A 22223-nucleotide genomic window follows, 5' to 3' on the forward strand; every position below is an offset into this window, starting at 1 on the left:
GGCAAACGGTGTCCCCCTCTTCATGAGCCCTCTCCAAGAGCCCCTGAGGACACCGAACATGTACAAGCTCTTCTTCAACCTCGTCTTCAAGCGCATGGACCCCGAGCAGGCCCACTACACGGCCTTCCGCTGGATCCGCCTCGCGGCCCGCGTCCCCGTCCTGCGCACCTTCGTCGCCGCCGTGCTCGCGCCCCGCTACGAGGAGCTGCGCACCGAGGCCCTCGGCCTGCGCATGCACGGGCCGTTCGGCCTCGCCGCCGGCTTCGACAAGAACGCCGTCGCGATCGACGGCATGTCGATGCTGGGCTTCGACCACGTCGAGATCGGCACCGTCACCGGCGAGCCCCAGCCCGGCAACCCGAAGAAGCGCCTGTTCCGCCTCGTGCCGGACCGCGCGCTCATCAACCGCATGGGTTTCAACAACGAGGGCTCCGCGGCCGTGGCCGAGCGCCTGGCGGCACGCAAGGCCGTCTTCCGTACGACGGTCGGCGTCAACATCGGTAAGACGAAGGTCGTCCCGGAGGCCGAGGCCGCCGCCGACTACGTGAAGTCGACCGAGCGCCTGGCCCGCCACGCCGACTACCTGGTGGTGAACGTCTCCTCGCCGAACACCCCGGGGCTGCGCAACCTCCAGGCCACCGAGTCGCTGCGCCCGCTCCTGACCGCCGTGCGCGAGGCCGCCGACCGCAGCGTGACCGGCCGCCGCGTCCCGCTGCTCGTCAAGATCGCCCCCGACCTCGCCGACGCAGACATCGACGCCGTCGCCGACCTCGCCGTCGAGCTCGGCCTGGACGGCATCATCGCGACCAACACCACGATCGCCCGCGAAGGGCTCGGCCTGACGTCGCCCGCCGCGCTCGTCAAGGAGACCGGCGGCCTGTCGGGCGCCCCGCTCAAGGAGCGCTCCCTGGAGGTGCTCGGCCGCCTGTACGCCCGCGTCGGCGACCGCCTCGTCCTCATCGGGGTCGGCGGCATCGAGAACGCCGAGGACGCCTGGCAGCGCATCCTCGCCGGCGCCACCCTCGTCCAGGGCTACAGCGCCTTCATCTACGAGGGCCCCTTCTGGGGCCGCGCGATCCACAAGGGCCTCGCCGCCCGGCTCGCCGCCTCCCCGTACGCAACGCTCGCCGAGGCCGTCGGCGCCGAGACCCGGAAGAAGGCCGCCGCATGACCCCCTTCGGTACCCGACTGCGCGAGGCGATGGACGCCCGCGGCCCGCTGTGCGTGGGCATCGACCCGCACGCCTCGCTGCTCGCGGACTGGGGCCTGAGCGACGACATCGCGGGCCTTGAGCGCTTCACCCGCATCACGGTCGAGGCCCTCGCCGACCGCGTGGCGCTCCTCAAGCCGCAGTCGGCGTTCTTCGAGCGGTTCGGCTCGCGCGGCGTCGCCGTCCTGGAGAAGGCCGTCGAGGAGGCCCGTGCGGCCGGCGCCCTGGTCCTGATGGACGCCAAGCGCGGTGACATCGGCTCGACCATGGCGGCCTACGCGGCCACCTACCTGGACCCGGCGTCCCCGCTGTTCTCGGACGCCGTGACCGTCTCGCCGTACCTCGGCTTCGGCTCGCTGCGCCCGGCGCTCGACCTCGCCGCCACGTCCGGCTCGGGCGTCTTCGTGCTCGCCCTGACCTCCAACCCTGAGGGCGCCGAGGTGCAGCGCTCGACGACGGCCGACGGCCGGCCCCTCGCCCAGCTGATGCTGGACCACATGAAGGCCGAGAACGCGGGCGCCTCACCCCTGGGCTCGGTCGGCGCCGTGGTCGGCGCCACGCTGGGCGACGCCGGTGTGGACCTCGACATCAACGGCCCGCTGCTCGCCCCCGGCATCGGCGCCCAGGGCGCGACCCCGGCCGACCTGCCCGGCGTCTTCGGCTCCGCCGTCCGCAACGTGGTCCCCAGCATCAGCCGCGGCGTCCTGCGCCACGGCCCGGACGCCGGCGCCCTGCGCGAGGCGGCGGCCCGCTACGCCGACGAGGTCCGCGCGGCGGTCTCCGCAGGATGACCGGGCGCGGCCCCCGGGGTGTGACATGCGTCGCATCCGGGGCCGCACCCCTCGGACGTGCCGGAACGCCCGCCGGACGGTGCGCGGAACGGCGGAACCGGCCCGCCGGGGATGCCGCGAGGTACGTGCACACGGAACGTTGACAAATTCCTTACGCAAAACAAGGGTGTTTTGTCTGAAAAGTCCTGATCAGCTGAGGCTGACCAGGACTTTTCGTCTGTTCTCGCTGACTGGAGCGGCCTTGGCCGCTAGTCTCCGACGAGAGCAGACGAGCACGTGCGCGAGTGCGTGGGTCGCTGCTCACCTGGTGTGGAGCGATCAGGTTCCGCGCCGGTCCGTATCCGACAGTTCGACATCCGAGGTGACGTAGGCGTGGCTCTTCCGCCCCTTACCCCTGAACAGCGCGCAGCCGCGCTCGAAAAGGCCGCCGCGGCTCGCCGGGAGCGGGCCGAGGTCAAGAATCGACTCAAGCACTCCGGCGCCTCCCTCCATGAGGTCATCAAGTCGGGCCAGGAGAACGACGTCATCGGGAAGATGAAGGTCTCCGCCCTGCTCGAGTCCCTGCCCGGCGTGGGCAAGGTCCGTGCCAAGCAGATCATGGAGCGGCTCGGGATCTCCGAGAGCCGCCGCGTGCGGGGGCTCGGCTCCAACCAGATCGCTTCCCTTGAGCGCGAGTTCGGCGGCTCAGGGGCCTGACGTCTCGGGCATGCCCGAGAAGCTGGAATAATCGCCGTATGGCAGCAACACCCCGGGGGACCACCCCCGTACCCCCGGACGCACGTCCGCGGCTGACCGTGCTCTCCGGCCCCTCCGGGGTCGGCAAGAGCACGGTCGTCGCTCATATGCGCAAGGTCCATCCCGAGGTCTGGCTCTCGGTGTCGGCGACGACCCGCAAGCCGCGCCCCGGCGAGCGCCACGGCGTGCAGTACTTCTTCGTGGACGACGAGGAGTTCGACAAGCTCGTCGCCAACGGCGAACTGCTGGAATGGGCGGAGTTCGCGGGCAACCGCTACGGCACCCCGCGCGCCGCCGTTCTCGAACGCCTCGAAGCGGGCGAGCCGGTCCTCCTGGAGATCGACCTCCAGGGCGCCCGGCTCGTACGCGAGTCGATGCCCGAGGCGCAGCTCGTCTTCCTCGCGCCGCCGAGCTGGGACGAACTGGTCCGCCGGCTCACCGGCCGGGGCACCGAGGCGCCCGACGTCATCGAGCGCCGGCTCACCGCCGCGAAGGTGGAACTGGCCGCCGAATCCGAGTTCGATACGACGCTCGTCAACACCTCGGTCGAGGACGTGGCCCGCGAGCTGCTAGCCTTGATGCGAGTTGTTTGATCGAGACGCGTGACGTCAGCCGCTCCACAGCGACGGACCGGCACGGCTCAACAGATCATCCACGCAGCTCACATCTTCGATCCCCATCGGAAGGCAGAGAGTGTCCTCTTCCATTACTGCGCCCGAGGGCATCATCAACCCTCCGATTGATGAGCTCCTCGAGGCAACCGACTCGAAGTACAGCCTGGTGATCTACGCGGCCAAGCGTGCCCGCCAGATCAACGCGTACTACTCGCAGCTCGGTGAGGGTCTCCTGGAGTACGTGGGCCCGCTCGTGGACACCCACGTCCACGAGAAGCCGCTCTCGATCGCGCTGCGCGAGATCAACGCGGGCCTGCTGACCTCCGAGGCCATCGAGGGCCCCGCCCAGTAGGCGACGACACGTTCCACCACAGGCCCGGCAGCGCGACTGCCGGGCCTGTGGTGTGTCATGGGTACACACACGCAGTCCGAAGATGACAGCGCGCGGGGAGAGGCGAGTTTTTCCGATGGCCAAGCCGAAGGTCGTTCTGGGGGTCAGCGGCGGCATCGCCGCCTACAAGGCGTGCGAACTGCTGCGCCGGCTGACCGAGTCGGGCCACGACGTGCGGGTGGTGCCGACCCGGTCTGCGCTCCACTTCGTCGGGGCCGCCACATGGTCGGCGCTCTCCGGCCACCCCGTCTCGACCGAGGTCTGGTCGGACGTCCACGAGGTGCCGCACGTCCGCATCGGACAGGGTGCCGACCTCGTGATCGTGGCGCCGGCCACCGCCGACATGCTCGCCAAGGCCGCCCACGGCCTCGCCGACGACCTCCTGACCAACACCCTGCTCACCGCGCGGTGTCCGGTCGTCTTCGCGCCCGCGATGCACACCGAGATGTGGGAGCACCCCGCGACCCAGGAGAACGTGGCGACGCTCCGCCGCCGGGGCGCCGTCGTGGTGGAGCCCGCCGTCGGACGCCTCACCGGTGTCGACACCGGCAAGGGCCGGCTTCCCGACCCGGGCGAGCTGTTCGAGGTGTGCCGGCGGGTGCTGGCGCGGGGGAGTGCCGAGCGGGACCTGGCCGGGCGGCACGTGGTGATCAGCGCCGGCGGCACGCGTGAGCCCCTCGACCCCGTCCGCTACCTGGGCAACCGCTCCTCCGGCAAGCAGGGGTACGCGCTCGCCAGGACCGCCGTGGCCAGGGGGGCCAGGGTCACCCTGATCGAGGCCAACACCGGGCTCCCGGACCCGGCGGGCGCCGACATCATCCGCGTCGGCACGGCCGTGCAGCTGCGTGAAGCGGTCTTGAAGGCGGCGGGGGACGCCGACGCCGTGGTCATGGCGGCCGCGGTCGCCGACTTCCGGCCCGAGGCGTACGCCGCCGGGAAGATCAAGAAGAAGGACGGCGAGGAGCCCGCGCCGCTCGGCCTCGTCCGCAATCCGGACATCCTCGCCGAGATCTCGGCCGACCGGGCCCGCCCCGGCCAGCTGATCGTCGGCTTCGCCGCCGAGACCGACGACGTGCTCGCCAACGGCCGCGTCAAACTCCGGCGCAAGGGCTGCGACCTGCTCGTCGTCAACGAGGTCGGCGAGCGCAAGACGTTCGGCTCCGAGGAGAACGAAGCCGTCGTGCTCGGGGCGGACGGCTCCGAGACCCCGGTGCCGTACGGTCCCAAGGAGGCCCTCGCCGACACCGTGTGGGACCTCGTGGGCCGGCGTTTCGGACAAACCGGGTCCGCCGCCCACGAGCGCGGCTGATCCTCTCCGTCCCGGCCGCCGGGCGATCCGTGCGCCGCGTTCGACCGTCCGCCGCCCGTCCGCCGCCCGGCCGCGGGGCGGGCCCCCGGGGCCGCACGGGCCGCCTTCGCGGCGGTCCGCCGCACCTCGCGGCGATCGGATTCGGAGATCTCCGGACTCCACGGAGCGAGACACGTGGTCCCACGAACAGAACCGACCGATAAACTGGTCCACGGAACGCCGCCGGGCGCAGCTCCCGGCGCGACCTACCATGATCAGCCAGCAGCCGCTGCAACCCCAGGGAGCGTTGTGTCCCGTCGTCTCTTCACCTCGGAGTCTGTGACCGAAGGTCACCCCGACAAGATCGCTGACCAGATCAGCGACACGATCCTCGACGCGCTCCTGCGCGAGGACCCGGCCTCCCGCGTCGCCGTGGAGACTCTCATCACCACGGGCCAGGTGCACGTGGCCGGCGAGGTCACCACCAAGGCGTACGCGCCGATCGCCCAGCTGGTCCGCGACAAGATCCTGGAAATCGGCTACGACTCCTCGAAGAAGGGGTTCGACGGCGCCTCCTGCGGTGTGTCGGTCTCCATCGGCGCGCAGTCCCCGGACATCGCGCAGGGTGTCGACACCGCCTACGAGAAGCGCGTCGAGGGCGATGAGGACGAGCTGGACAAGCAGGGCGCGGGCGACCAGGGCCTGATGTTCGGCTACGCCTGCGACGAGACGCCCGAGCTGATGCCGCTGCCGATCCACCTCGCGCACCGGCTCTCCCGGCGCCTGACCGAGGTCCGCAAGAACGGCACCATCCCGTACCTGCGCCCCGACGGCAAGACCCAGGTCACCATCGAGTACGACGGTGACAAGGCCGTCCGTCTCGACACGGTGGTCGTCTCCACGCAGCACGCCAGCGACATCGACCTGGAGTCGCTGCTGGCTCCGGACATCCGCGAGTTCGTCGTGGAGCACGTCCTGAAGCAGCTCGTCGAGGACGGCATCAAGCTGGACACCGACGCCTACCGGCTCCTGGTGAACCCGACCGGCCGTTTCGAGATCGGCGGCCCGATGGGCGACGCCGGCCTCACCGGTCGCAAGATCATCATCGACACGTACGGCGGCATGGCCCGCCACGGCGGCGGCGCCTTCTCCGGCAAGGACCCCTCCAAGGTGGACCGCTCGGCCGCCTACGCGATGCGCTGGGTCGCCAAGAACGTCGTCAAGGCCGGCCTCGCCACGCGCTGCGAGGTGCAGGTCGCGTACGCGATCGGCAAGGCCGAGCCGGTGGGCCTGTTCGTGGAGACGTTCGGCACCAACGCCGTGGACAACGAGAAGATCGAGACGGCCATCACCTCGGTCTTCGACCTGCGTCCGGCCGCGATCATCCGCGACCTGGACCTGCTCCGCCCGATCTACGCCCAGACCGCCGCGTACGGCCACTTCGGCCGCGAACTCCCCGACTTCACCTGGGAGCGCACCGACCGCGTCGACGCCCTGCGCAAGGCCGCGGGACTGTAGGCACAGCACGGCACGGCACCTCATGAGGGCCCCGGACCGGCATCGGTCCGGGGCCCTCATGCGTGCTCACGGGTCGTCCACCGGCCTGCGATGTCAGTCCGGTCTGGTAGGAATTTGGCTGTGAGCAGCGAGAACGAACGGCAGGGCGGGGGCGCCGAGGGTGCGGGGCCGGAGCAGCTTGCGCTCATTCGGGAGACCGTGCGCACGGCCAAGGTGCCCAAGGCCAAGCCGCGCACCTGGCGGGGGGCCGCGCTCGCCAAGGAGCTGCCGGTCGCCCGGGTCGTGGTGAACAAGGGGGTGCTGCACCTCGACCAGTTCTTCGACTACGCCGTGCCCGAGGAGCTCGACGCCGACGCCCAGCCCGGGGTGCGGGTGCGCGTGCGCTTCGGGGCCGGGGCGCGCAATGTGCGGGGCGGGCGCCGGGAGGGCGGCGGGCTGATCGACGGGTTCCTCGTCGAGCGCCGGGCCGATTCGGACTACTCCGGCCCACTGGCCGCGCTCGCGAGCGTGGTCTCCCCGGAGCGGGTGCTCAGCGCGGACACCCTGGCGCTGGCCAGAGCGGTGGCGGACCGGTACGCGGGCAGCCTCGCCGATGTGCTGCAGCTCGCCGTCCCGCCCAGGAACGCACGGGCCGAGGCGAAGCCGTCGCCGGAGCCGCCCGAGCCGCCCGCCGTGCCGGAGCCCGGTACGTGGGAGCGGTATGCCCAAGGGCCCGCGTTCATCGGGGCGTTGGGAAGCGGGGCGGCGCCCCGGGCGGTGTGGACCGCCCTGCCGGGCCCGCACTGGGCGCACGAGATCGCGCGGGCCGTGGGGGCCACGCTCGCCTCGGGACGCGGCGCCCTCGTCGTCGTACCGGACGGGCGCAGTGCCGGCCGGGTCGACGCGGCGCTGACCGAGCTGCTCGGCGAGGGCCGGCACGCGCTGCTCACCGCGGAGTCGGGCCCCGAGCGCCGCTACCGGCAGTGGCTCGCGGTGCGCCGCGGCGCGGTCCGGGCCGTGGTCGGCACCCGCGCGGCGATGTTCGCGCCCGTCGACCACCTCGGCCTCGTCGTGGTGTGGGAGGACGGCGATTCCAGCCACAGCGACGACAACGCCCCGTTCCCGCACGTGCGCGAAGTGCTCGAACTGCGGGCCACGCACGACAAGTGTGCCTTCCTGCTCGGCAGTACGAGCTGCACCGTCGAGGCCGCCCAGCTGGTGCAGAGCGGATGGGCCGCGCCGCTGGTAGCCGACCGTACGGTGGCCCGCGCGGCGGCCCCCCTCGTCCGCACCGTCGGCGACGGGGAGCTCGCGCGCGACGAAGCGGCACGCGCCGCCCGGCTGCCCAGCCTGGCCTGGCAGGCCGTGCGGGAGGGCCTCAAGAGCGGCCCCGTGCTCGTGCAGGTGCCGAGACGGGGGTACGCGCCGCGCCTCGCCTGCGCGCGCTGCCGGGCGCCCGCCCGGTGCGGCCGGTGCGCCGGCCCCCTCGAAGCGCCGGACGAGCGCGCGCTGCGGTGCGCCTGGTGCGGCACGGCGGAGGCCGACTGGCACTGCACCGAGTGCGGCGGGGGCCGGCTGCGGGCCCAGATCGTCGGCGCACGCCGCACCGCGGAGGAGCTCGGCCGCGCCTTCCCCGCCGTACCGGTACGCACCTCGGGGCGCGACCACGTCCTGGACGGCGTGCCGGGACAGCCCGCCCTCGTGGTGTCCACGCCGGGCGCCGAACCGGTCGCCGAGGGCGGTTACGCGGCCGCGCTGCTCCTGGACGGCTGGGCGATGCTCGGCCGCCCCGACCTCAGGGCGGGCGAGGAGGCGTTGCGCCGCTGGATCACGGCGGCCTCCCTGGTGCGCGGGCAGGACGAGGGCGGCACCGTGGTCGTGGTCGCCGAGCCCACCCTGCGTCCGGTGCAGGCGCTGGTCCGCTGGGACCCGGTCGGTCACGCCCTGCGCGAGCTGGCCGAGCGGGCCGAGCTCGGCTTCCCTCCCGTATCCCGGATGGCCGAGGCGATCGGGCGCCCCGAAGCGGTCGAAGCGTTTTTGCGGGTGGCCCAACTGCCTCCCGACGCGCAGGTGTTGGGGCCCGTTCCGCTGCCGGTCGCCGATCCCGGCAGGCCGCGCAGGCCCGGCGATCCCCCGGTGGGGGAGCAGTGGGAGCGGGCCCTGGTGCGGGTGCCGCCCGGCAGCGGCGCGGCACTGGCCGCCGCCCTCAAGGCGGCGCAGGCGTCCCGCTTGGCCCGGGGCGGCGCCGACCCGGTACGCATCAGGATCGACCCGCCGGACATCGGCTGAGCGCCCGTCATCGGCGGCGGGCTGGGACCGGACGTGGCCGTACCCTCGCGGCCGGACGTGGCTGTGCCCTCGCGATGCGTACGTGTGCAGGTGCGTACGGGCGCGAGGGCACGAGGGGGCGGGAAGCGGGTCAGCCGTTGCGGGGGCCGGGGAACGCGCTGGTGCGGACCTCCTCGCGAAGAGACTGGCTGCTCGCCGTCGGCTGCGGCGGCATCGAACGGGCCGCGGGGACCGCGGGCATGGGGGACAGGGGCGGCAGCGGCGGCAGGGTGCGGGTCACCGCGGTCTCGGCCGGGCTCTCGGCCTCGGCCTGGCCTGCGGCCGGGGCGGTCGCCCGGCGCGACCCGTAACGGCGGTGCACCGCCTGCTTGGTGACGCCGAGCGCGGAGCCCACCGCGTCCCAGGAGAAACCGAGGGAGCGGTCGAAGTCCACCGCGGCGGTCACCAGCGTCTCGACGCTGTCCCGCAGCTCCTGGGCGAGCCGAACGGTCGGCGCGGGGGCACGCCCGTACACGACGAAGCCCGTGGAGGGACCGGAGCGGCGAGGGCGGTAGACGTTGCCCAGCTGCGCGGTGAGGGTGCGCAGTGCGTCCACCTGTCGGCGGACCCGCTCGATGTCCCGCACCAACAGGTGCAGGCTGGCCCGCGCTTGGGCGTCGTGGGTTGCGTGGTCGGCCATGGGCAAGCCTCTCGAACCGGCGATGAAAGGGTGGGTGAAAACGGTACTGACAGTGCGTAGTGCTGGGCTGTGCTGTGTTGACGTGGTGCGGATGCCGAACGGGTGAAGGCCGCACAAGCGGCCCGGTCAGGTCAATCTCTCTTGACCAACGCGCTACCCGCTGTTGTGGTCACGCTGCGGGGGCGTATGGGCATATGCGCAGGGCGCACGACCGCCCATGCGCCCCTGCCGTGGGGACTCCTCCGGGGCGTCACCTGGGCGTACGCCCGTACCCCACCGGCCCATAGACTGAGACGCTGCTCTCGACAAAGCGAGGTAACCCCCAGTGAAGCTCGTCTTCGCAGGCACCCCCGAGGTCGCCGTTCCCGCCCTTGACGCCCTGATCGCCTCCGGTCGGCACGAGGTCGCCGCGGTCGTCACCCGGCCCGACGCACCCGCCGGGCGCGGCCGCCGCCTCGTGGCGAGCCCGGTCGCCGAGCGTGCCGAGGAGGCCGGCATCGAGGTGCTCAAGCCCGCGAAGCCACGGGACGAGCAGTTCCTGGCCCGGCTCCGCGAGATCGCGCCGGACTGCTGCCCGGTCGTCGCCTATGGCGCGCTGCTCCCCAAGTCCGCCCTGGACATCCCGGCGCGCGGCTGGGTCAACCTGCACTTCTCGCTGCTGCCCGCCTGGCGCGGGGCCGCGCCCGTGCAGCACGCGGTGATGGCCGGCGACGAGATCACCGGAGCCGCCACCTTCCTCATCGAGGAAGGGCTCGACTCCGGCCCGGTGTACGGCACCGTCACCGAGGAGGTCCGGCCCACGGACACCAGCGGCGATCTGCTCACCCGGCTCGCGTTCGCCGGCGCCGGGCTGCTCGCCGCCACCATGGACGGCATCGAGGACGGCGCCCTCAAGGCCGTTCCGCAGCCCGCCGACGGCATCTCCCTCGCCCCGAAGATCACGGTCGAGATGGCGCACGTCGACTGGGCGGCCCCGGCGCTGCGCGTCGACCGCGTGGTGCGCGGCTGCACCCCGGCGCCCGGCGCGTGGACCGTGTTCCGCGGCGAGCGCCTCAAGCTCATCCAGGCCGCCCTCGTCACCGACCGCACCGACCTCGCGCCCGGCGAGATCGCCGCGGCCAAGAACAACGTGTACGTGGGCACCGGCTCGCACGCGGTGGAGCTGCTCTGGGTCCAGCCGCAGGGCAAGAAGCCGATGCGGGGCGCCGACTGGGCGCGCGGGGTCCGCATCGCCCCGGGTGAGCGCGTGGGGGCGGCGGACGTACGCTGAGGGGGTTCGCCCCATCTGATCAGCGGAGCACCTTTCACGTGAACGATTCGCCACGTCGCAGCCCGAACCCCAAGGCGGGCAAGGGCGGCAGCCCGAACCCCAACGGCGGCAAGACCGGCAAGCCGTACCGCCGTCCCAAGAAGGACCCGGTCCGCATCCTCGCCTTCGAGGCCCTGCGGGCCGTCGACGAGCGCGACGCCTACGCCAACCTCGTGCTGCCCCCGCTGCTCCGCAAGGCGCGCGAGGGCGGGGACTTCGACACCCGGGACGCGGCGCTCGCCACCGAACTCGTCTACGGGACGCTGCGCCGCCAGGGCACCTACGACGCGATCATCGCGGCCTGCATCGACCGGCCGCTGCGCGAGGTCGACCCGCCGGTGCTCGACGTGCTCGCGCTCGGCGCGCACCAGCTGCTCGGCACCCGCATCCCCACCCACGCCGCGGTCTCCGCGAGCGTGGAGCTCGCCCGGGTCGTGCTCGGCGACGGGCGGGCCAAGTTCGTCAACGCCGTCCTGCGCAAGATCTCCGCGAACGACCTCGACGGCTGGCTGGAGAAGGTGGCGCCCTCCTACGAGGACGACGCGGAGGACCACCTGGCGGTCGTCCACTCCCATCCGCGCTGGGTCGTCTCCGCGCTGTGGGACGCCCTCGGCGGCGGCCGGGCCGGCATCGAGGACCTCCTTGAGGCGGACAACGAGCGTCCCGAGGTCACCCTGGTCGCGCGCCCCGGCCGCTCCACCACCGAGGAGCTCCTCGACGCGGTCGGCGAGGACGCCGGGCTGCCCGGCCGCTGGTCGCCGTACGCCGTACGGATGGCCGAGGGCGGCGAACCCGGCGCGCTCGACGCCGTACGGGAGGGCCGGGCCGGCGTCCAGGACGAGGGCAGCCAGCTGGTGGCGGCCGCGCTCGCCAACGCGCCCATCGAGGGCCGCGACGAACGCTGGCTCGACGGCTGCGCGGGCCCCGGCGGCAAGGCCGCCCTGCTCGCGGCGCTGGCCGCCGGGCGCGGCGCGGCCCTGCTGGCGTCCGAGAAGCAGCCGCACCGGGCCCGCCTGGTCGAGCGCGCGCTGGCCGGCAACCCCGGCCCCTACCAGGTCGTCGCGGCCGACGGCACCCGCCCGCCGTGGCTGCCGGGCACCTTCGACCGCGTCCTGATGGACGTCCCCTGCTCCGGCCTCGGCGCCCTGCGCCGCCGCCCCGAAGCCCGCTGGCGCCGGCGCCCCGAGGACCTGGAGGGCTTCGCGCCGCTCCAGCGCGGCCTGCTGCGCGAGGCACTCTCGGCGGTCCGCGTCGGCGGTGTCGTCGGATACGCCACCTGCTCACCGCACCTGGCCGAGACCCGGATCGTCGTCGACGACGTCCTCAAGGGCCGCGGGGGCGCCGAGCCCATCGAGGCCGAGTGGATCGACGTGCGCCCGCTGATGCCCGGCGTCGCGGGCCTCGGCGAGGGCCCCGACGTTCAGCTGTGGCCGCACCTGCACGGCACCGACGCGATGTACCTGGCGCTGCTGAGGCGCAGCGCCTGACCCGGCGCGACGCCCCGCCACATGCGGGGCGTCGCCTAACGTGCGCACCCGTACACGCAAGGCGACGGACCCGAACTGGCTTCCCCGGTGCGGCAGTTGGGGGGATCACGGTTTGGCCGCCGCCGTGACGTGAGTGGCCGCAGGGGCTGCGGCCGCGGGCCGCACGGGCGAAGGATCATGCGCCCAGGCCCCGCGGGACCGGCAGGATCGCCCGCCCGGCGCGGATCCGCACAGCCTTCGTCCGCCGCCGTGGCAGGCAAGTCGCCCAGGGCATGGCAGGCTTGGGGCATGGCTCAGATCAACCCCAGCATCCTCTCCGCGGACTTCGCACGGCTGGCCGACGAGGCCCAGGCCGTCACGGGCGCCGACTGGCTCCACGTCGATGTGATGGACAACCACTTCGTGCCCAACCTCACGCTGGGGGTGCCCATCGTGGAATCCCTGAGCAGGGCGACGGACACACCGCTCGACTGCCATCTCATGATCGAGGACCCGGACCGCTGGGCCCCGCAGTACGTCGAGGCCGGGGCCGGGTCGGTCACCTTCCACGCGGAGGCCGCCGCCGCCCCCGTACGGCTCGCCCGCGAGATCCGCGCCAAGGGCGCCCGCGCCTCGATGGCCCTGAAGCCCGCGACCCCGATCGAGCCGTACGAGGACCTGCTCCCCGAGCTCGACATGCTGCTGATCATGACGGTCGAGCCCGGCTTCGGAGGCCAGTCCTTCCTCGACATCATGCTGCCGAAGATCCGCAGGACCCGTGAGCTGATCGCCAAACACGGACTTGAACTCTGGCTCCAGGTCGACGGAGGCGTTTCGGCCGCCACCATCGAGCGCTGCGCCGAGGCCGGAGCCGATGTCTTCGTCGCCGGATCCGCCGTCTACGGGGCCGGCGACCCGGCCGAAGCCGTGCGCAGCCTGCGTTCCCTGGCTGAACGGGCGACGGCGGGCGCACCCTGGGCATGCGCACACTGAGCCGCCACTGAATGAACGGAACCCTGCGGGGCTGATCAAGGACCGTTGTATCTGACAGGATGAACAGCGAGTCCGGTGCGTGAACAGCAGTTGTGAACAGCAGTGAGGAGATCGCGGTGTCTGCAATGTCGGCGGGTCGGTCAGCCCTGCGGATGGGACCCGCGGAGCTGGTGCAGGCGGCGGCCATGGCCCGCCGCTTCTATCTGGAGGGGAAGTCCAAGATCCAGATCGCCGAGGAGTTCGGCGTGAGCCGCTTCAAGGTGGCCCGGGTCCTGGAGACCGCACTGGAACGCGACCTCGTACGGATCGAGATCCGCGTCCCCGCCGAACTGGACGCGGAGCGTTCCGACGCCCTGCGCGCCCGGTACGGGCTGCGGCACGCGGTCGTCGTGGAATCCCCCGCGGAGGGCGAGGAGACCTCGCCCGACCCGGAGAACCTCGGCGAGGTCGCCGCCGACCTGCTCGGCGAGCTGGTCAGCGAGGGCGACGTCCTCGGTCTGGCCTGGGGCCGCTCCACCATCCACATGGCCGCCGCCCTCGACAGACTTCCGCCGTGCACGGTGGTCCAGCTGACCGGGGTCTACGACGCGGGCACCGCCGAGCGGGGCTCCGTCGAGGCGGTGCGCCGGGCCGCCCAGGTCTCCGGCGGCGAGGCCCACCCCATCTACGCCCCGATGCTCCTTCCCGACCCGGCGACCGCCGCCGCTCTGCGCAACCAGACCGGGATCGCCCGCGCCTTCGAGTACTTCGACAAGGTCACCGTCGCCGCGGTGTCCATCGGCTCCTGGGAGCCCGGCATCTCCACCGTGCACGACATGCTCAGCGACGAGGAGCGGGCGCACTACGCCTCGCTCGGGGTCGCCGCCGAGATGTCCGCGCATCTCTTCGACGCGGAGGGCCGCCGCGTCGGCCGCGACCTGGGCGAGCGCTGCATCACCGTCGAGGCGGACCGGCTGCGCCGCATCCCGGAGGTCGTCGCGATCGCCGGGGGCCAGCGCAAGGCCGCCGCGATCGACGCCGTGCTGCGCTCCGGCCTGGTCACCAGCCTCGTCACCGACACGGCCGCCGCGGACTTCCTCCTGAACGAGACCGGCCCCAAGCCCCGGCCCGCACTCGACCGCGCGGACCCGGACGGCGTCTGAGACACCGGGGGCGCCGCGCCCCCGGTGCCGTCCCGCTCCCGGCGTCCTCGCACCCCGGTCCGCACGCCTCAGCCGCGGATGCCGTAGACCCGCTCGGCGTTGCCCGCGGACACCAGGGCGGCCACCCGGTCCGCGTCCGCGGCCGACCAGGCACCCGACCCCGTCCAGCCGTTCAGGAGCTGGTCCAGAGCCTCCTGGTAGAGCCGGGCCCCCACCACGTACAGCTCCGCGAGGCCGTACGCGTCCGTCGAGAACAGCAGCTTGCCGAACGGCGCCAGCTCAAGGAACTCGGCGAGCACCGCCGTCGCCCGCGCCCCGGTGTGCCCGAGCGAGAGCCCCACGTCCGCGTACACATGCGGGTACACGTGCGCCAGATAGCCCGCGGCCCGGTGGTAGGGGTAGCCGTGCAGCAGGATCAGCCGGCAGCCCGTGGGGCGCACGGCCCGGATGAAATCGGTCAGCAGCAGCGGATCGCAGCGGTGCAGCCTGAGGTCCGGGTCGCCGAATCCGGTGTGGATCTGGAGCGGAAGTCCGGTGTACGCCGCCGACCACAGCAGGTGCCGCAGCAGGACGGGATCGGTGATCCGCCCGGCGCCCGCTTCCAGCCAGTCGGCGACGGCCGCGCGCAGCCGTGCCTCCTCCGGCGGCGCCGGGTCGAAATCGAGGCCGTGGCGGTACCCGACCACGGACTTGAAGCCGGCCGCGCTGCCTGCCGCGGCGCCGATCGCGTTGCCGAGCAGCGTCAGGAACTTGTCCGGATCACGCACCCCGACGGCGGTGCGCTCCGCGAGGTGTTCCAGGCGTACGATCTCGCGCGCCTGTGCCCCCGCCAGCCGGGCCAGCTCGGCCGGGCCCGTCAGGTCGCCCGGCAGGCCGGTGTCCACCAGGTAGCTGCCGATGCCGGTGGAGCCGAGGAGCAGCCGGTTGGTCTCCTCGGCTCCCAGGTCGCGGCGGCGGGCCAGATAGCGGTCCGGCGGGCAGTGCGGTTCCAGCCCCAGGAGCGGCGGGCACCAGCGGCGCACCGCGAAGCCCAGCTGGGTGTCGAAGAAGCTCGTGCCGGGTGCGGCCGGGGCGTCGGACTCGGTCAGGAACGCCTCGAAGGCGGCGTCGTCGGGGTCGGAGCGCAGCACACCGTGACAGTGGTGGTCGACGAGCGGCAGCACTCAGTACCTCCCACGCGTGGCCTCGGCGATCTCCCGCGGCGTGCGGCCGTCGAAGAGCTTCGTCTCGGCCTGGCGCACCGAGACGATCGCCTCGAAGAGCGGATCGCCGAGCGCCTCGCGCAGAACCGCCGACTCCGTGAAGTGGCCGAGCGCCTCCGGCAGCGAGCCGGGCAGCCGCCGCGCCCCCGCCGAGGCGACCGGGTCGCCCGCCACCGGCTCGGGCAGCCGCAGCCCGGCGTCGAGCCCCGCGAGCCCGGCCGCGATGACCGCGCCCGTCACCAGGTACGGGTTGGCGGCCGGGTCGAACGACTTCACCTCCGCGTTCGCGGCGCCCTCGGCGCCGGGCGGCCCCGGCACGAACCGCAGCGCCGCCTCCCGGTTCTCCGGCCCCCAGCACTGGAAGGCGCCGGCCCAGCGCGAGGGAGCGAGCCGCAGATAGCTCGCGGGGCTCGGCGCGCCGATCGCGAGCAGTGCGGGCAGCGCGTCGAGGATCCCCGCGAGGAAGGCCTCGCTGGTCGCGCTCATCCCGGACGGGCCTTCGCCGCCCCGGCACAGGTTGCGGCCGTCCTGCCACAGGCTGAGGTGCAGGTGGCCGCCGTTGCCGACGCCCTCGGGATCCACGACGGGGCCGAACCACGGGGTGAGCCCGTGCTGGAGCGACACCGCGCGGATCGTCTCGCGCACCAGCACCGCGAGGTCCGCCGCGCCCACCGGATCCGCCGGGGCCACCGACACCTCGAACTGGCCGGGCGTGTACTCCGGGTGGATCTGGAGCACCTCGACGCCCTGGGTCTCAAGGGCGCCCAGCACGTCGCCCACGTACTGCGAACGCTCGACGACGCGCGCCATGCCGTACGCCGGCCCCGCCAGCGGCGGATCGACCACCCACTCCGTCTCGAAGCCCATCTTCAGCTCGATGCCGCGCTCGGCGGCCCGCTCGGTCATCCGGCGCGCGAACAGCCGCTGGCAGGCGCCGTAGGGCTGCCCCGACTGCTCGAAGCGGTCGGCGGGCGCCCACGCCCAGCCCGGCTGGGCGGCGAGCACGGTGAGCCGGTCCAGATCGGGGATCAGCCGCAGATCGCCGTCGGGGCCGCCGATGTGGGCACTGGTGGTCACCGAGTCGTCCACCAGATACACGTCGAACACCGGCGACATGCCCACGCCGTGCGCGGCGACCTGGGCGAGCCGGGTGGTCGGCACGACCTTGACGCGGGTGAGGCCCGCGACGTCCACCCAGGTCAGCGCGACCGCCCGCACCCCCTCCGCGGTGAGCCCGGCGGCCGCCAACCCGGCCTCCTGCGCCCGCCGTTGTGCCTGTTCGACCCGCCCCGCCCCGTGACCCTGATCCACCGGTTCATTCCCTCCTGTCGCCGAGCGCGACAACCGTCGCGACCGTGTCCGCTTCCGAGGCCCTCTTGTCCTCGCGATAGCGCACTACCCGTGCGAACCGAAGTGTGACCCCTTCCGGGTAGCGCGATGATCTCTGCACGCCGTCGAAGGCCACCTCGACGACGAGTTCCGGCCGCACCCGCACTCCCCACGGCTCCTCGGCCGCCGCCAACTCCCGCAGCCGCTCGGTCTGCCAGGCGAGCAGCGCATCGGTGAGCCCCTTGAACGTCTTGCCGAGCATCGCGAACGTGCCGTCCTCGCGGCGCGCCCCGAGATGCAGATTGGACAGGAACCCGGTGCGCCGGCCGTGACCCCACTCCGCCGCGAGGACCACCAGATCGAGCGTGTGCACGGGCTTGACCTTCAGCCACGCGGCGCCGCGCCGGCCCGCCGCGTACGTCGAATCGAGCGCCTTGAGGACCACACCCTCATGGCCGAGCGCCAGCGTCTCGGCGGCGAACTCCTCGGCCGCGCGCCGCTGTTCGGGGGCGGCCGGATCCTCCACCACGTACCGCCGTACGCGGCGGGGCTCGGGCGCGACGCGGGCCAGCTCCGCGTGCCGCTCGTGCGCCGGCAGATCGAGCAGGTCGCGGCCGTCCACCGACAGGAGGTCGAAGAAGACGGGGGAGAGGGGCACTCGGTCCCGTGCGCCCGCGACATCGAGCCGGGAGCCGACACGGCCGGCGATGTCCTGGAACGAACGCGGCCGCCCGTCGGGCCCCAGCGCGATCACCTCGCCGTCGAGCACGGCGCTCCGCGCCGCCAACTCGGCGGCCGCGGCGGCGACTTCGGGCAGCCGCGCGGTGATCTCGTCGAGAGTGCGGGTGAAGACCCGTACCGTGTCCCCGTCCTTGTGGACCTGGGCGCGGATGCCGTCGAGCTTCTCCTCGACGGCGCACGGGCCCAGCCGGTCGATCGCCTCGCCGACGTCCTTCGCGCTGTGCGCCAGCATGGGGAGCACGGGCCGGCCCACGTCGAGCCGGAACGCGGCGAGCGCGGACGGGCCCCCGGCGAGCAGGGTCCGGGCGACCGCGCCGAGCGAGCCGCCCAGCATCACGGCGCGCCGCACGTCGGCCACGGGCGCACCGGCGGCCGCCGCGAGCCCCTCGACGGCCGCCGCGTCCAGGGCGCCCTGGCGTACTTCGCCGATGATCAGCGCGACCAGGAAGTCCTGCTCCGCTGCCGTGGCCGCCGCCATCAGCTCCCCGGCCAGCCGCTTGCGTTCGCCCTGCGCGCCCTTCCCGGCCACCGCCGAGATCCGGTCGAGGCGCTCGTCGACGTCCCGGACGGTCAGCGAGGGCGAGGCCGCGGGCGGCGGGCGGTCCTTGAGGGCGCTCCAGCCGAGCCCGGTGCGCCGCTGGGGCAGCCGTCCCGCCAGATAGGTCACCACCAGCGGCGCCTCGTCCGGTTCGGTGGCCGAGAACAACCGGGCGAGCAGCGCGGACTTCTCCGAGCGCGATGCGGTGGCGGCGATCTCGGCCGAAGTTCTGGCCACGTCGGCAAGGAGCATGCCTCCATCGTGACCCGGAAACATCGCTCCACGCATTCGCTCGCGACGCCACCGGATGGGAGCATCGGGGCATGATCAACAGGTTGGCCCGGATCGTCCTCGCCTCGGTCCTCGCGTGTCTCGCCGTGCTGCTGGCCGGCTGCGGCGGCAAGGACGCCGCGAAACCGGCGGGCTCCTCGCCCCCGGCGCCCGCCTCCGCGGCGGCCCCCGCCTGGGCCAAGGGCATGGCCACCGTTGCGGCGGCCCGCCTTCCGGCCGAGGCGCGCGGGACCCTCGTGCTCATCGACAAGGGCGGCCCGTTCCCGTACAGCAAGGACGGCGTGGTGTTCGGCAACGTCGAGAAGCTCCTGCCCCGGCACAAGCGCGGCTACTACCACGAGTACACCGTCGACACCCCGGGCTCCCGGGACCGCGGGGCACGGCGCCTGGTGACCGGGCAGGGTGGCGAGTACTTCTACACCGGTGACCACTACAAGACGTTCAAGGCGGTGCTGCGATGACGGCCGAAGCGTTCGACTCCGTACGGGCCACGGGGTGGCTGGTCGATCTCCTCGATCTCGACGGGGTGACCGGAAAGGCCGCCTTCATGGACCGGGTGGCGACCGCGCTCCGCCTTCCCGACTGGTTCGGCCGCAACTGGGACGCCCTCGCCGACTGCCTCGGCGACCCCGACTGGGGCCCGGCCGACCCCGGCCGCCTCCTCGTCGTGACGCGCTGGCAGGAGTACGCCTCCCTGCGCCCGGAGGAGTGGGCCGTCGCCCTGGACGTCCTGGGCGACGCGGCCGGTCCGGGCCCGCACGGAACCCTGGCCGTCCACCTCGCACTCGGAGGATCGCACTAGGGCCGGTACCCCGGCCCTGGACGATCGGTCCGGGCAGCGCAATCGTACGAACATGGGACAATGAACTACGTGCTTTTCCCCTGGCTGAAATGCCTGGGGCCACCTCGATCGACTGGGATGTTCAGCACGTGCGTTTCCTCAACGACATCAAGCCGCCGTACGACCTGACGTACGACGATGTTTTCATGGTGCCGAGCCGCTCCGCGGTGGGCTCCCGCCAGGGCGTCGACCTGGCGTCCCCCGACGGCTCGGGGACCACCATCCCGCTCGTCGTCGCCAACATGACCGCGATCGCCGGGCGCCGCATGGCCGAGACGGTGGCGCGCCGCGGCGGCATCGTCGTGATCCCCCAGGACATCCCGATCGAGGTCGTCACCGAGGTGATCTCGTGGGTCAAGACGCGTCACCACGTGCTCGACACCCCGATCGTCCTCGCCCCGACCCAGACCGTCGCCGACGCGCTCGCCCTGCTGCCGAAGCGGGCCCACAACGCGGGCGTCGTGGTCGACGCCGACCAGAAGCCGGTCGGTGTCGTCACCGACGCCGACCTGACGGGCGTGGACAGGTTCACGCAGCTGTCCGAGGTCATGTCCAAGGACCTGCTGCTCCTGGACGCGGACATCGATCCGCGCGAGGCCTTCAACAAGCTCGACAACGCCAACCGCCGCTACGCCCCCGCCGTGGACAAGGAGGGCCGCCTCGCCGGCATCCTCACCCGCAAGGGCGCCCTGCGGGCGACGCTCTACATTCCGGCCACCGACGCCGAGGGCAAGCTGCGCGTCGCCGCCGCCGTCGGCATCAACGGTGACGTGGCGGGCAAGGCCAAGCAGCTCCTGGACGCCGGCGCCGACACGATCGTCGTGGACACCGCGCACGGCCACCAGGAATCGATGATCGCCGCGATCAAGGCCGTGCGCGGCCTCGACCCGCGGGTCCCGATCGTCGCGGGCAACATCGTCGCCGCCGAGGGCGTACGCGACCTCATCGAGGCCGGCGCCGACATCATCAAGGTGGGCGTCGGACCCGGCGCCATGTGCACCACCCGCATGATGACGGGCGTCGGCCGCCCGCAGTTCTCCGCGGTCCTGGAGTGCGCGGCCGAGGCCAAGAAGTTCGGCAAGCACGTGTGGGCGGACGGCGGAGTGCGTCACCCGCGCGACGTCGCCATGGCGCTCGCCGCCGGCGCCTCCAACGTCATGATCGGCTCCTGGTTCGCGGGCACCTACGAGTCCCCGGGCGATCTGCACACCTCCGCCGAGGGCCACCTCTACAAGGAGTCCTTCGGCATGGCCTCCGCCCGCGCGGTGAAGAACCGCACGAGCGACGAGTCCGCCTACGACCGCGCCCGCAAGGCCCTGTTCGAGGAGGGCATCTCCACCTCACGCATGTTCCTCGACCCGACCCGGCCGGGCGTCGAGGACCTGATCGACTCGATCATCGCGGGCGTGCGCTCCTCCTGCACCTACGCCGGTGCCTCCTCGCTCGCCGAGTTCGAGGAGAAGGCCGTCGTCGGCATCCAGTCCGCCGCCGGTTACGCCGAGGGCAAGCCGCTGCACGCCAGCTGGAGCTAGTCGCTCACCTGCTGTACGGCCCGGAGCCCCCGCGAGTCCGCTCGTGGGGGCTCCGGCACGTGTGGGGCCAGCGCCCCGGCCACCGCCGCCCCGAGCAGGGCATGGCCCTCGTCGGTGGGGTGCAGCCCGTCGGCGAGGTGGTCCGGGGTCAACAGGCCGTGTCCGGGCAGCAGATGGAGATGGCCGTCCCCCTCGGCGACGAGCGCGCGGACCGCGTCCTCCATCGCGGCGCGCAGCTCCGCGAGGGTCGCGCCGAGCGCGTTCGGGGTCTCCTCGGCCTCCGGGTGCAGCAGCGGCGAGACCAGGAGCAGCGGGGTCGTCCGGTGCCCGCGGCGCACGAGCCGTACGAACGCGAGAGTCGTCTCGTACATCAGCGGGACCGAAAACGGCACCCGGGACCAGCAGTTGGTGCCGAAGGCGAGCGTGAGCAGATCGGCGGGGAGCCGGGCGAGCTGTTCGGCCGTGGGCAGTTCGCCGCGGCCGCCGCCCGCGTAGCCGAGATTCACGGTGTCCAGACCGAGCGCCCGGCCCGCGACGGCCGGCCAGGCGTGCGCGGGCCTGGTCGACCACCAGCCCTCCGTGATGGAGTCCCCGTGCACGAGCCAGCGCGGCTGGGCCGCGGGCGGTGCGATGGGGCCGCCGACGCCGCGCACCCCGACGACCACCGGCGCCTGCGTCTCCGGCGGGTGGATGGTGAACGAGCCGCCACGGGACGGCAGTTGGAGCCGTACGCGACCCTCCTCGTGCGGGGGCACCGTGGATTCGGTGAGGCAGTGGTCGCCCTGCCAGAGCGCGAAGGTGTGCGCCAGATCGTGCAGCGCCTCGCCCCGCCCCGGCACCTTGGCGCGGTAGCGCAGCTCCACCGCCGTGGCTCCCCGGGCGGTGAACTCGATCCGCGTCCCGATCGGCAGCGCCGCCCGCTCCCCGGTGTCCCACGGCAGCCGCATCACGTCGTCCGGATCTGCGCGTACCGGCTGCCCGTCGGAGTCCAGCCAGGCCACCCCGCGCAGGAAGGGGGCCGGATCCAGCCAGCCCGTGGCCGGCTGCCCGGCGGTCTCGTGCGGCACGTGCGACTCCATGGGGCGCGACCCTGCAACAGGGCTGACACGGTGTCAAGGCGGCGCCGTGACCAGGACCACTGCGAGAGGCCGTAAACAGGGCTCTGAACAGGGCTTACGCACGGATCGAACGTTGATGTGCAACAAACACCCACCCGTCTCGGTTGAGCGCAATGATCAGCCATCAATGCGCAAGGTTGCTGCATTACGACCGGGAACAAGAACGCCATAGGGTTCTCGCCGTACGTGGAGTGGCGGGGATCGCCTGCTCGGCGGAACCGGCCACG

General features: G+C 73.0%; 20 protein-coding genes. 15 read left to right on the forward strand and 5 right to left on the reverse strand.

Annotated elements, in window-relative coordinates; all coding sequences use genetic code 11:
• The first annotated feature begins 58 nt into the window (after nt 1-58).
• The 8 genes from OG432_RS29385 to OG432_RS29420 all read left to right on the forward strand — a co-directional run bounded on the left by OG432_RS29385 (nt 59) and on the right by OG432_RS29420 (nt 8815).
• Nucleotides 59-1171, forward strand: coding sequence for a quinone-dependent dihydroorotate dehydrogenase (locus OG432_RS29385; protein WP_328313965.1), 1113 nt, complete (start codon nt 59-61; stop codon nt 1169-1171).
• On the forward strand, nt 1168-2001 hold the full coding sequence (gene pyrF / locus OG432_RS29390; RefSeq protein ID WP_328313966.1) for an orotidine-5'-phosphate decarboxylase: 834 nt from the start codon (nt 1168-1170) through the stop codon (nt 1999-2001). Before OG432_RS29385 ends, pyrF begins: the two co-directional genes overlap by 4 nt.
• A gap of 372 nt (nt 2002-2373) precedes the next feature.
• Nucleotides 2374-2697 carry an integration host factor gene (locus OG432_RS29395; RefSeq protein WP_053724505.1) on the forward strand — a complete coding sequence of 108 codons (324 nt, stop codon included), beginning with the start codon at nt 2374-2376 and terminating at the stop codon, nt 2695-2697.
• 38 nt (nt 2698-2735) lie between these two features.
• Nucleotides 2736-3329: a guanylate kinase gene (gmk, locus tag OG432_RS29400; RefSeq protein ID WP_328313967.1), complete on the forward strand. Its 594-nt coding sequence runs from the start codon at nt 2736-2738 to the stop codon at nt 3327-3329.
• A 100-nt stretch (nt 3330-3429) separates the two neighbouring features.
• Nucleotides 3430-3702, forward strand: a complete 273-nt coding sequence (gene rpoZ, locus OG432_RS29405) for a DNA-directed RNA polymerase subunit omega (RefSeq protein WP_005319902.1) — start codon at nt 3430-3432, stop codon at nt 3700-3702.
• Between the two features lie 115 nt (nt 3703-3817).
• Nucleotides 3818-5050, forward strand: coding sequence for a bifunctional phosphopantothenoylcysteine decarboxylase/phosphopantothenate--cysteine ligase CoaBC (coaBC, locus tag OG432_RS29410; protein ID WP_328313968.1), 1233 nt, complete (start codon nt 3818-3820; stop codon nt 5048-5050).
• Between the two features lie 288 nt (nt 5051-5338).
• Nucleotides 5339-6547: a methionine adenosyltransferase gene (metK, locus tag OG432_RS29415; RefSeq protein ID WP_328313969.1), complete on the forward strand. Its 1209-nt coding sequence runs from the start codon at nt 5339-5341 to the stop codon at nt 6545-6547.
• A gap of 120 nt (nt 6548-6667) precedes the next feature.
• Nucleotides 6668-8815 (forward strand): primosomal protein N', encoded by a 2148-nt coding sequence (locus tag OG432_RS29420; protein ID WP_328313970.1) that lies wholly within the window; start codon nt 6668-6670, stop codon nt 8813-8815.
• 130 nt (nt 8816-8945) lie between these two features.
• Here the strand turns inward: OG432_RS29420 and OG432_RS29425 are convergent, their stop codons facing one another.
• Nucleotides 8946-9494 carry a hypothetical protein gene (locus OG432_RS29425; RefSeq protein WP_328313971.1) on the reverse strand — a complete coding sequence of 183 codons (549 nt, stop codon included), beginning with the start codon at nt 9492-9494 and terminating at the stop codon, nt 8946-8948.
• A 325-nt stretch (nt 9495-9819) separates the two neighbouring features.
• Between OG432_RS29425 and fmt the strand changes: the two genes are divergently transcribed.
• The 4 genes from fmt to OG432_RS29445 all read left to right on the forward strand — a co-directional run bounded on the left by fmt (nt 9820) and on the right by OG432_RS29445 (nt 14404).
• Complete coding sequence (gene fmt, locus OG432_RS29430; protein ID WP_328313972.1) at nt 9820-10764, forward strand: methionyl-tRNA formyltransferase; 945 nt, start codon at nt 9820-9822, stop codon at nt 10762-10764.
• 38 nt (nt 10765-10802) lie between these two features.
• Nucleotides 10803-12290, forward strand: a complete 1488-nt coding sequence (locus OG432_RS29435; protein ID WP_328313973.1) for an RsmB/NOP family class I SAM-dependent RNA methyltransferase — start codon at nt 10803-10805, stop codon at nt 12288-12290.
• Between the two features lie 288 nt (nt 12291-12578).
• Nucleotides 12579-13262 carry a ribulose-phosphate 3-epimerase gene (gene rpe / locus OG432_RS29440; RefSeq protein WP_328313974.1) on the forward strand — a complete coding sequence of 228 codons (684 nt, stop codon included), beginning with the start codon at nt 12579-12581 and terminating at the stop codon, nt 13260-13262.
• Nucleotides 13263-13354: 92 nt separating this feature from the next.
• Entirely contained in the window at nt 13355-14404 is a 1050-nt protein-coding gene (locus OG432_RS29445) for a sugar-binding transcriptional regulator (protein WP_328313975.1), read from the forward strand.
• Nucleotides 14405-14472: 68 nt separating this feature from the next.
• Here OG432_RS29445 and OG432_RS29450 read toward each other — a convergent pair whose 3' ends face one another.
• From OG432_RS29450 to OG432_RS29460, 3 genes are read right to left on the reverse strand one after another with little or no spacing between them, the layout of a single operon-like run.
• On the reverse strand, nt 14473-15567 hold the full coding sequence (locus OG432_RS29450; protein WP_328313976.1) for an amidohydrolase family protein: 1095 nt from the start codon (nt 15565-15567) through the stop codon (nt 14473-14475).
• Entirely contained in the window at nt 15568-16917 is a 1350-nt protein-coding gene (locus OG432_RS29455; protein WP_443058482.1) for a glutamine synthetase, read from the reverse strand.
• 4 nt (nt 16918-16921) lie between these two features.
• Nucleotides 16922-18466 carry an ATP-dependent DNA ligase gene (locus OG432_RS29460; RefSeq protein ID WP_328313977.1) on the reverse strand — a complete coding sequence of 515 codons (1545 nt, stop codon included), beginning with the start codon at nt 18464-18466 and terminating at the stop codon, nt 16922-16924.
• Between the two features lie 71 nt (nt 18467-18537).
• Between OG432_RS29460 and OG432_RS29465 the strand changes: the two genes are divergently transcribed.
• From OG432_RS29465 to OG432_RS29475, 3 genes are all read left to right on the forward strand, one after another.
• A complete protein-coding gene (locus tag OG432_RS29465; protein ID WP_328313978.1) occupies nt 18538-18966 on the forward strand; it encodes a ribonuclease in 429 nt (142 codons plus the stop codon).
• Nucleotides 18963-19307, forward strand: coding sequence for a barstar family protein (locus tag OG432_RS29470; protein ID WP_328313979.1), 345 nt, complete (start codon nt 18963-18965; stop codon nt 19305-19307). The genes OG432_RS29465 and OG432_RS29470 overlap by 4 nt, the downstream gene beginning before the upstream one ends.
• 89 nt (nt 19308-19396) lie before the next feature.
• Complete coding sequence (locus tag OG432_RS29475) at nt 19397-20878, forward strand: GuaB1 family IMP dehydrogenase-related protein (protein WP_328313980.1); 1482 nt, start codon at nt 19397-19399, stop codon at nt 20876-20878.
• On the opposite strand, the gene OG432_RS29480 is transcribed toward OG432_RS29475, so the two are convergent.
• Entirely contained in the window at nt 20875-21945 is a 1071-nt protein-coding gene (locus OG432_RS29480; RefSeq protein ID WP_328313981.1) for a GDSL-type esterase/lipase family protein, read from the reverse strand. The genes OG432_RS29475 and OG432_RS29480 overlap by 4 nt on opposite strands.
• Nucleotides 21946-22223 lie beyond the last annotated feature (278 nt).

It is taken from the genome of Streptomyces sp. NBC_00442 (genome assembly GCF_036014195.1).
Lineage (GTDB): Bacteria > Actinomycetota > Actinomycetes > Streptomycetales > Streptomycetaceae > Streptomyces.

What these genes read in the sequence shown, in the direction of transcription:
- OG432_RS29385 (WP_328313965.1), top strand. Translation starts at nt 59, where the DNA reads ATGTACAAGCTCTTCTTCAACCTCGTCTTCAAGCGCATGGACCCCGAG.
- pyrF (WP_328313966.1), top strand. Translation starts at nt 1,168, where the DNA reads ATGACCCCCTTCGGTACCCGACTGCGCGAGGCGATGGACGCCCGCGGC.
- gmk (WP_328313967.1), top strand. Translation starts at nt 2,736, where the DNA reads ATGGCAGCAACACCCCGGGGGACCACCCCCGTACCCCCGGACGCACGT.
- coaBC (WP_328313968.1), top strand. Translation starts at nt 3,818, where the DNA reads ATGGCCAAGCCGAAGGTCGTTCTGGGGGTCAGCGGCGGCATCGCCGCC.
- OG432_RS29425 (WP_328313971.1), bottom strand. Translation starts at nt 9,494, where the DNA reads ATGGCCGACCACGCAACCCACGACGCCCAAGCGCGGGCCAGCCTGCAC.
- rpe (WP_328313974.1), top strand. Translation starts at nt 12,579, where the DNA reads ATGGCTCAGATCAACCCCAGCATCCTCTCCGCGGACTTCGCACGGCTG.
- OG432_RS29460 (WP_328313977.1), bottom strand. Translation starts at nt 18,466, where the DNA reads ATGCTCCTTGCCGACGTGGCCAGAACTTCGGCCGAGATCGCCGCCACC.
- OG432_RS29465 (WP_328313978.1), top strand. Translation starts at nt 18,538, where the DNA reads ATGATCAACAGGTTGGCCCGGATCGTCCTCGCCTCGGTCCTCGCGTGT.
- OG432_RS29470 (WP_328313979.1), top strand. Translation starts at nt 18,963, where the DNA reads ATGACGGCCGAAGCGTTCGACTCCGTACGGGCCACGGGGTGGCTGGTC.
- OG432_RS29475 (WP_328313980.1), top strand. Translation starts at nt 19,397, where the DNA reads ATGCCTGGGGCCACCTCGATCGACTGGGATGTTCAGCACGTGCGTTTC.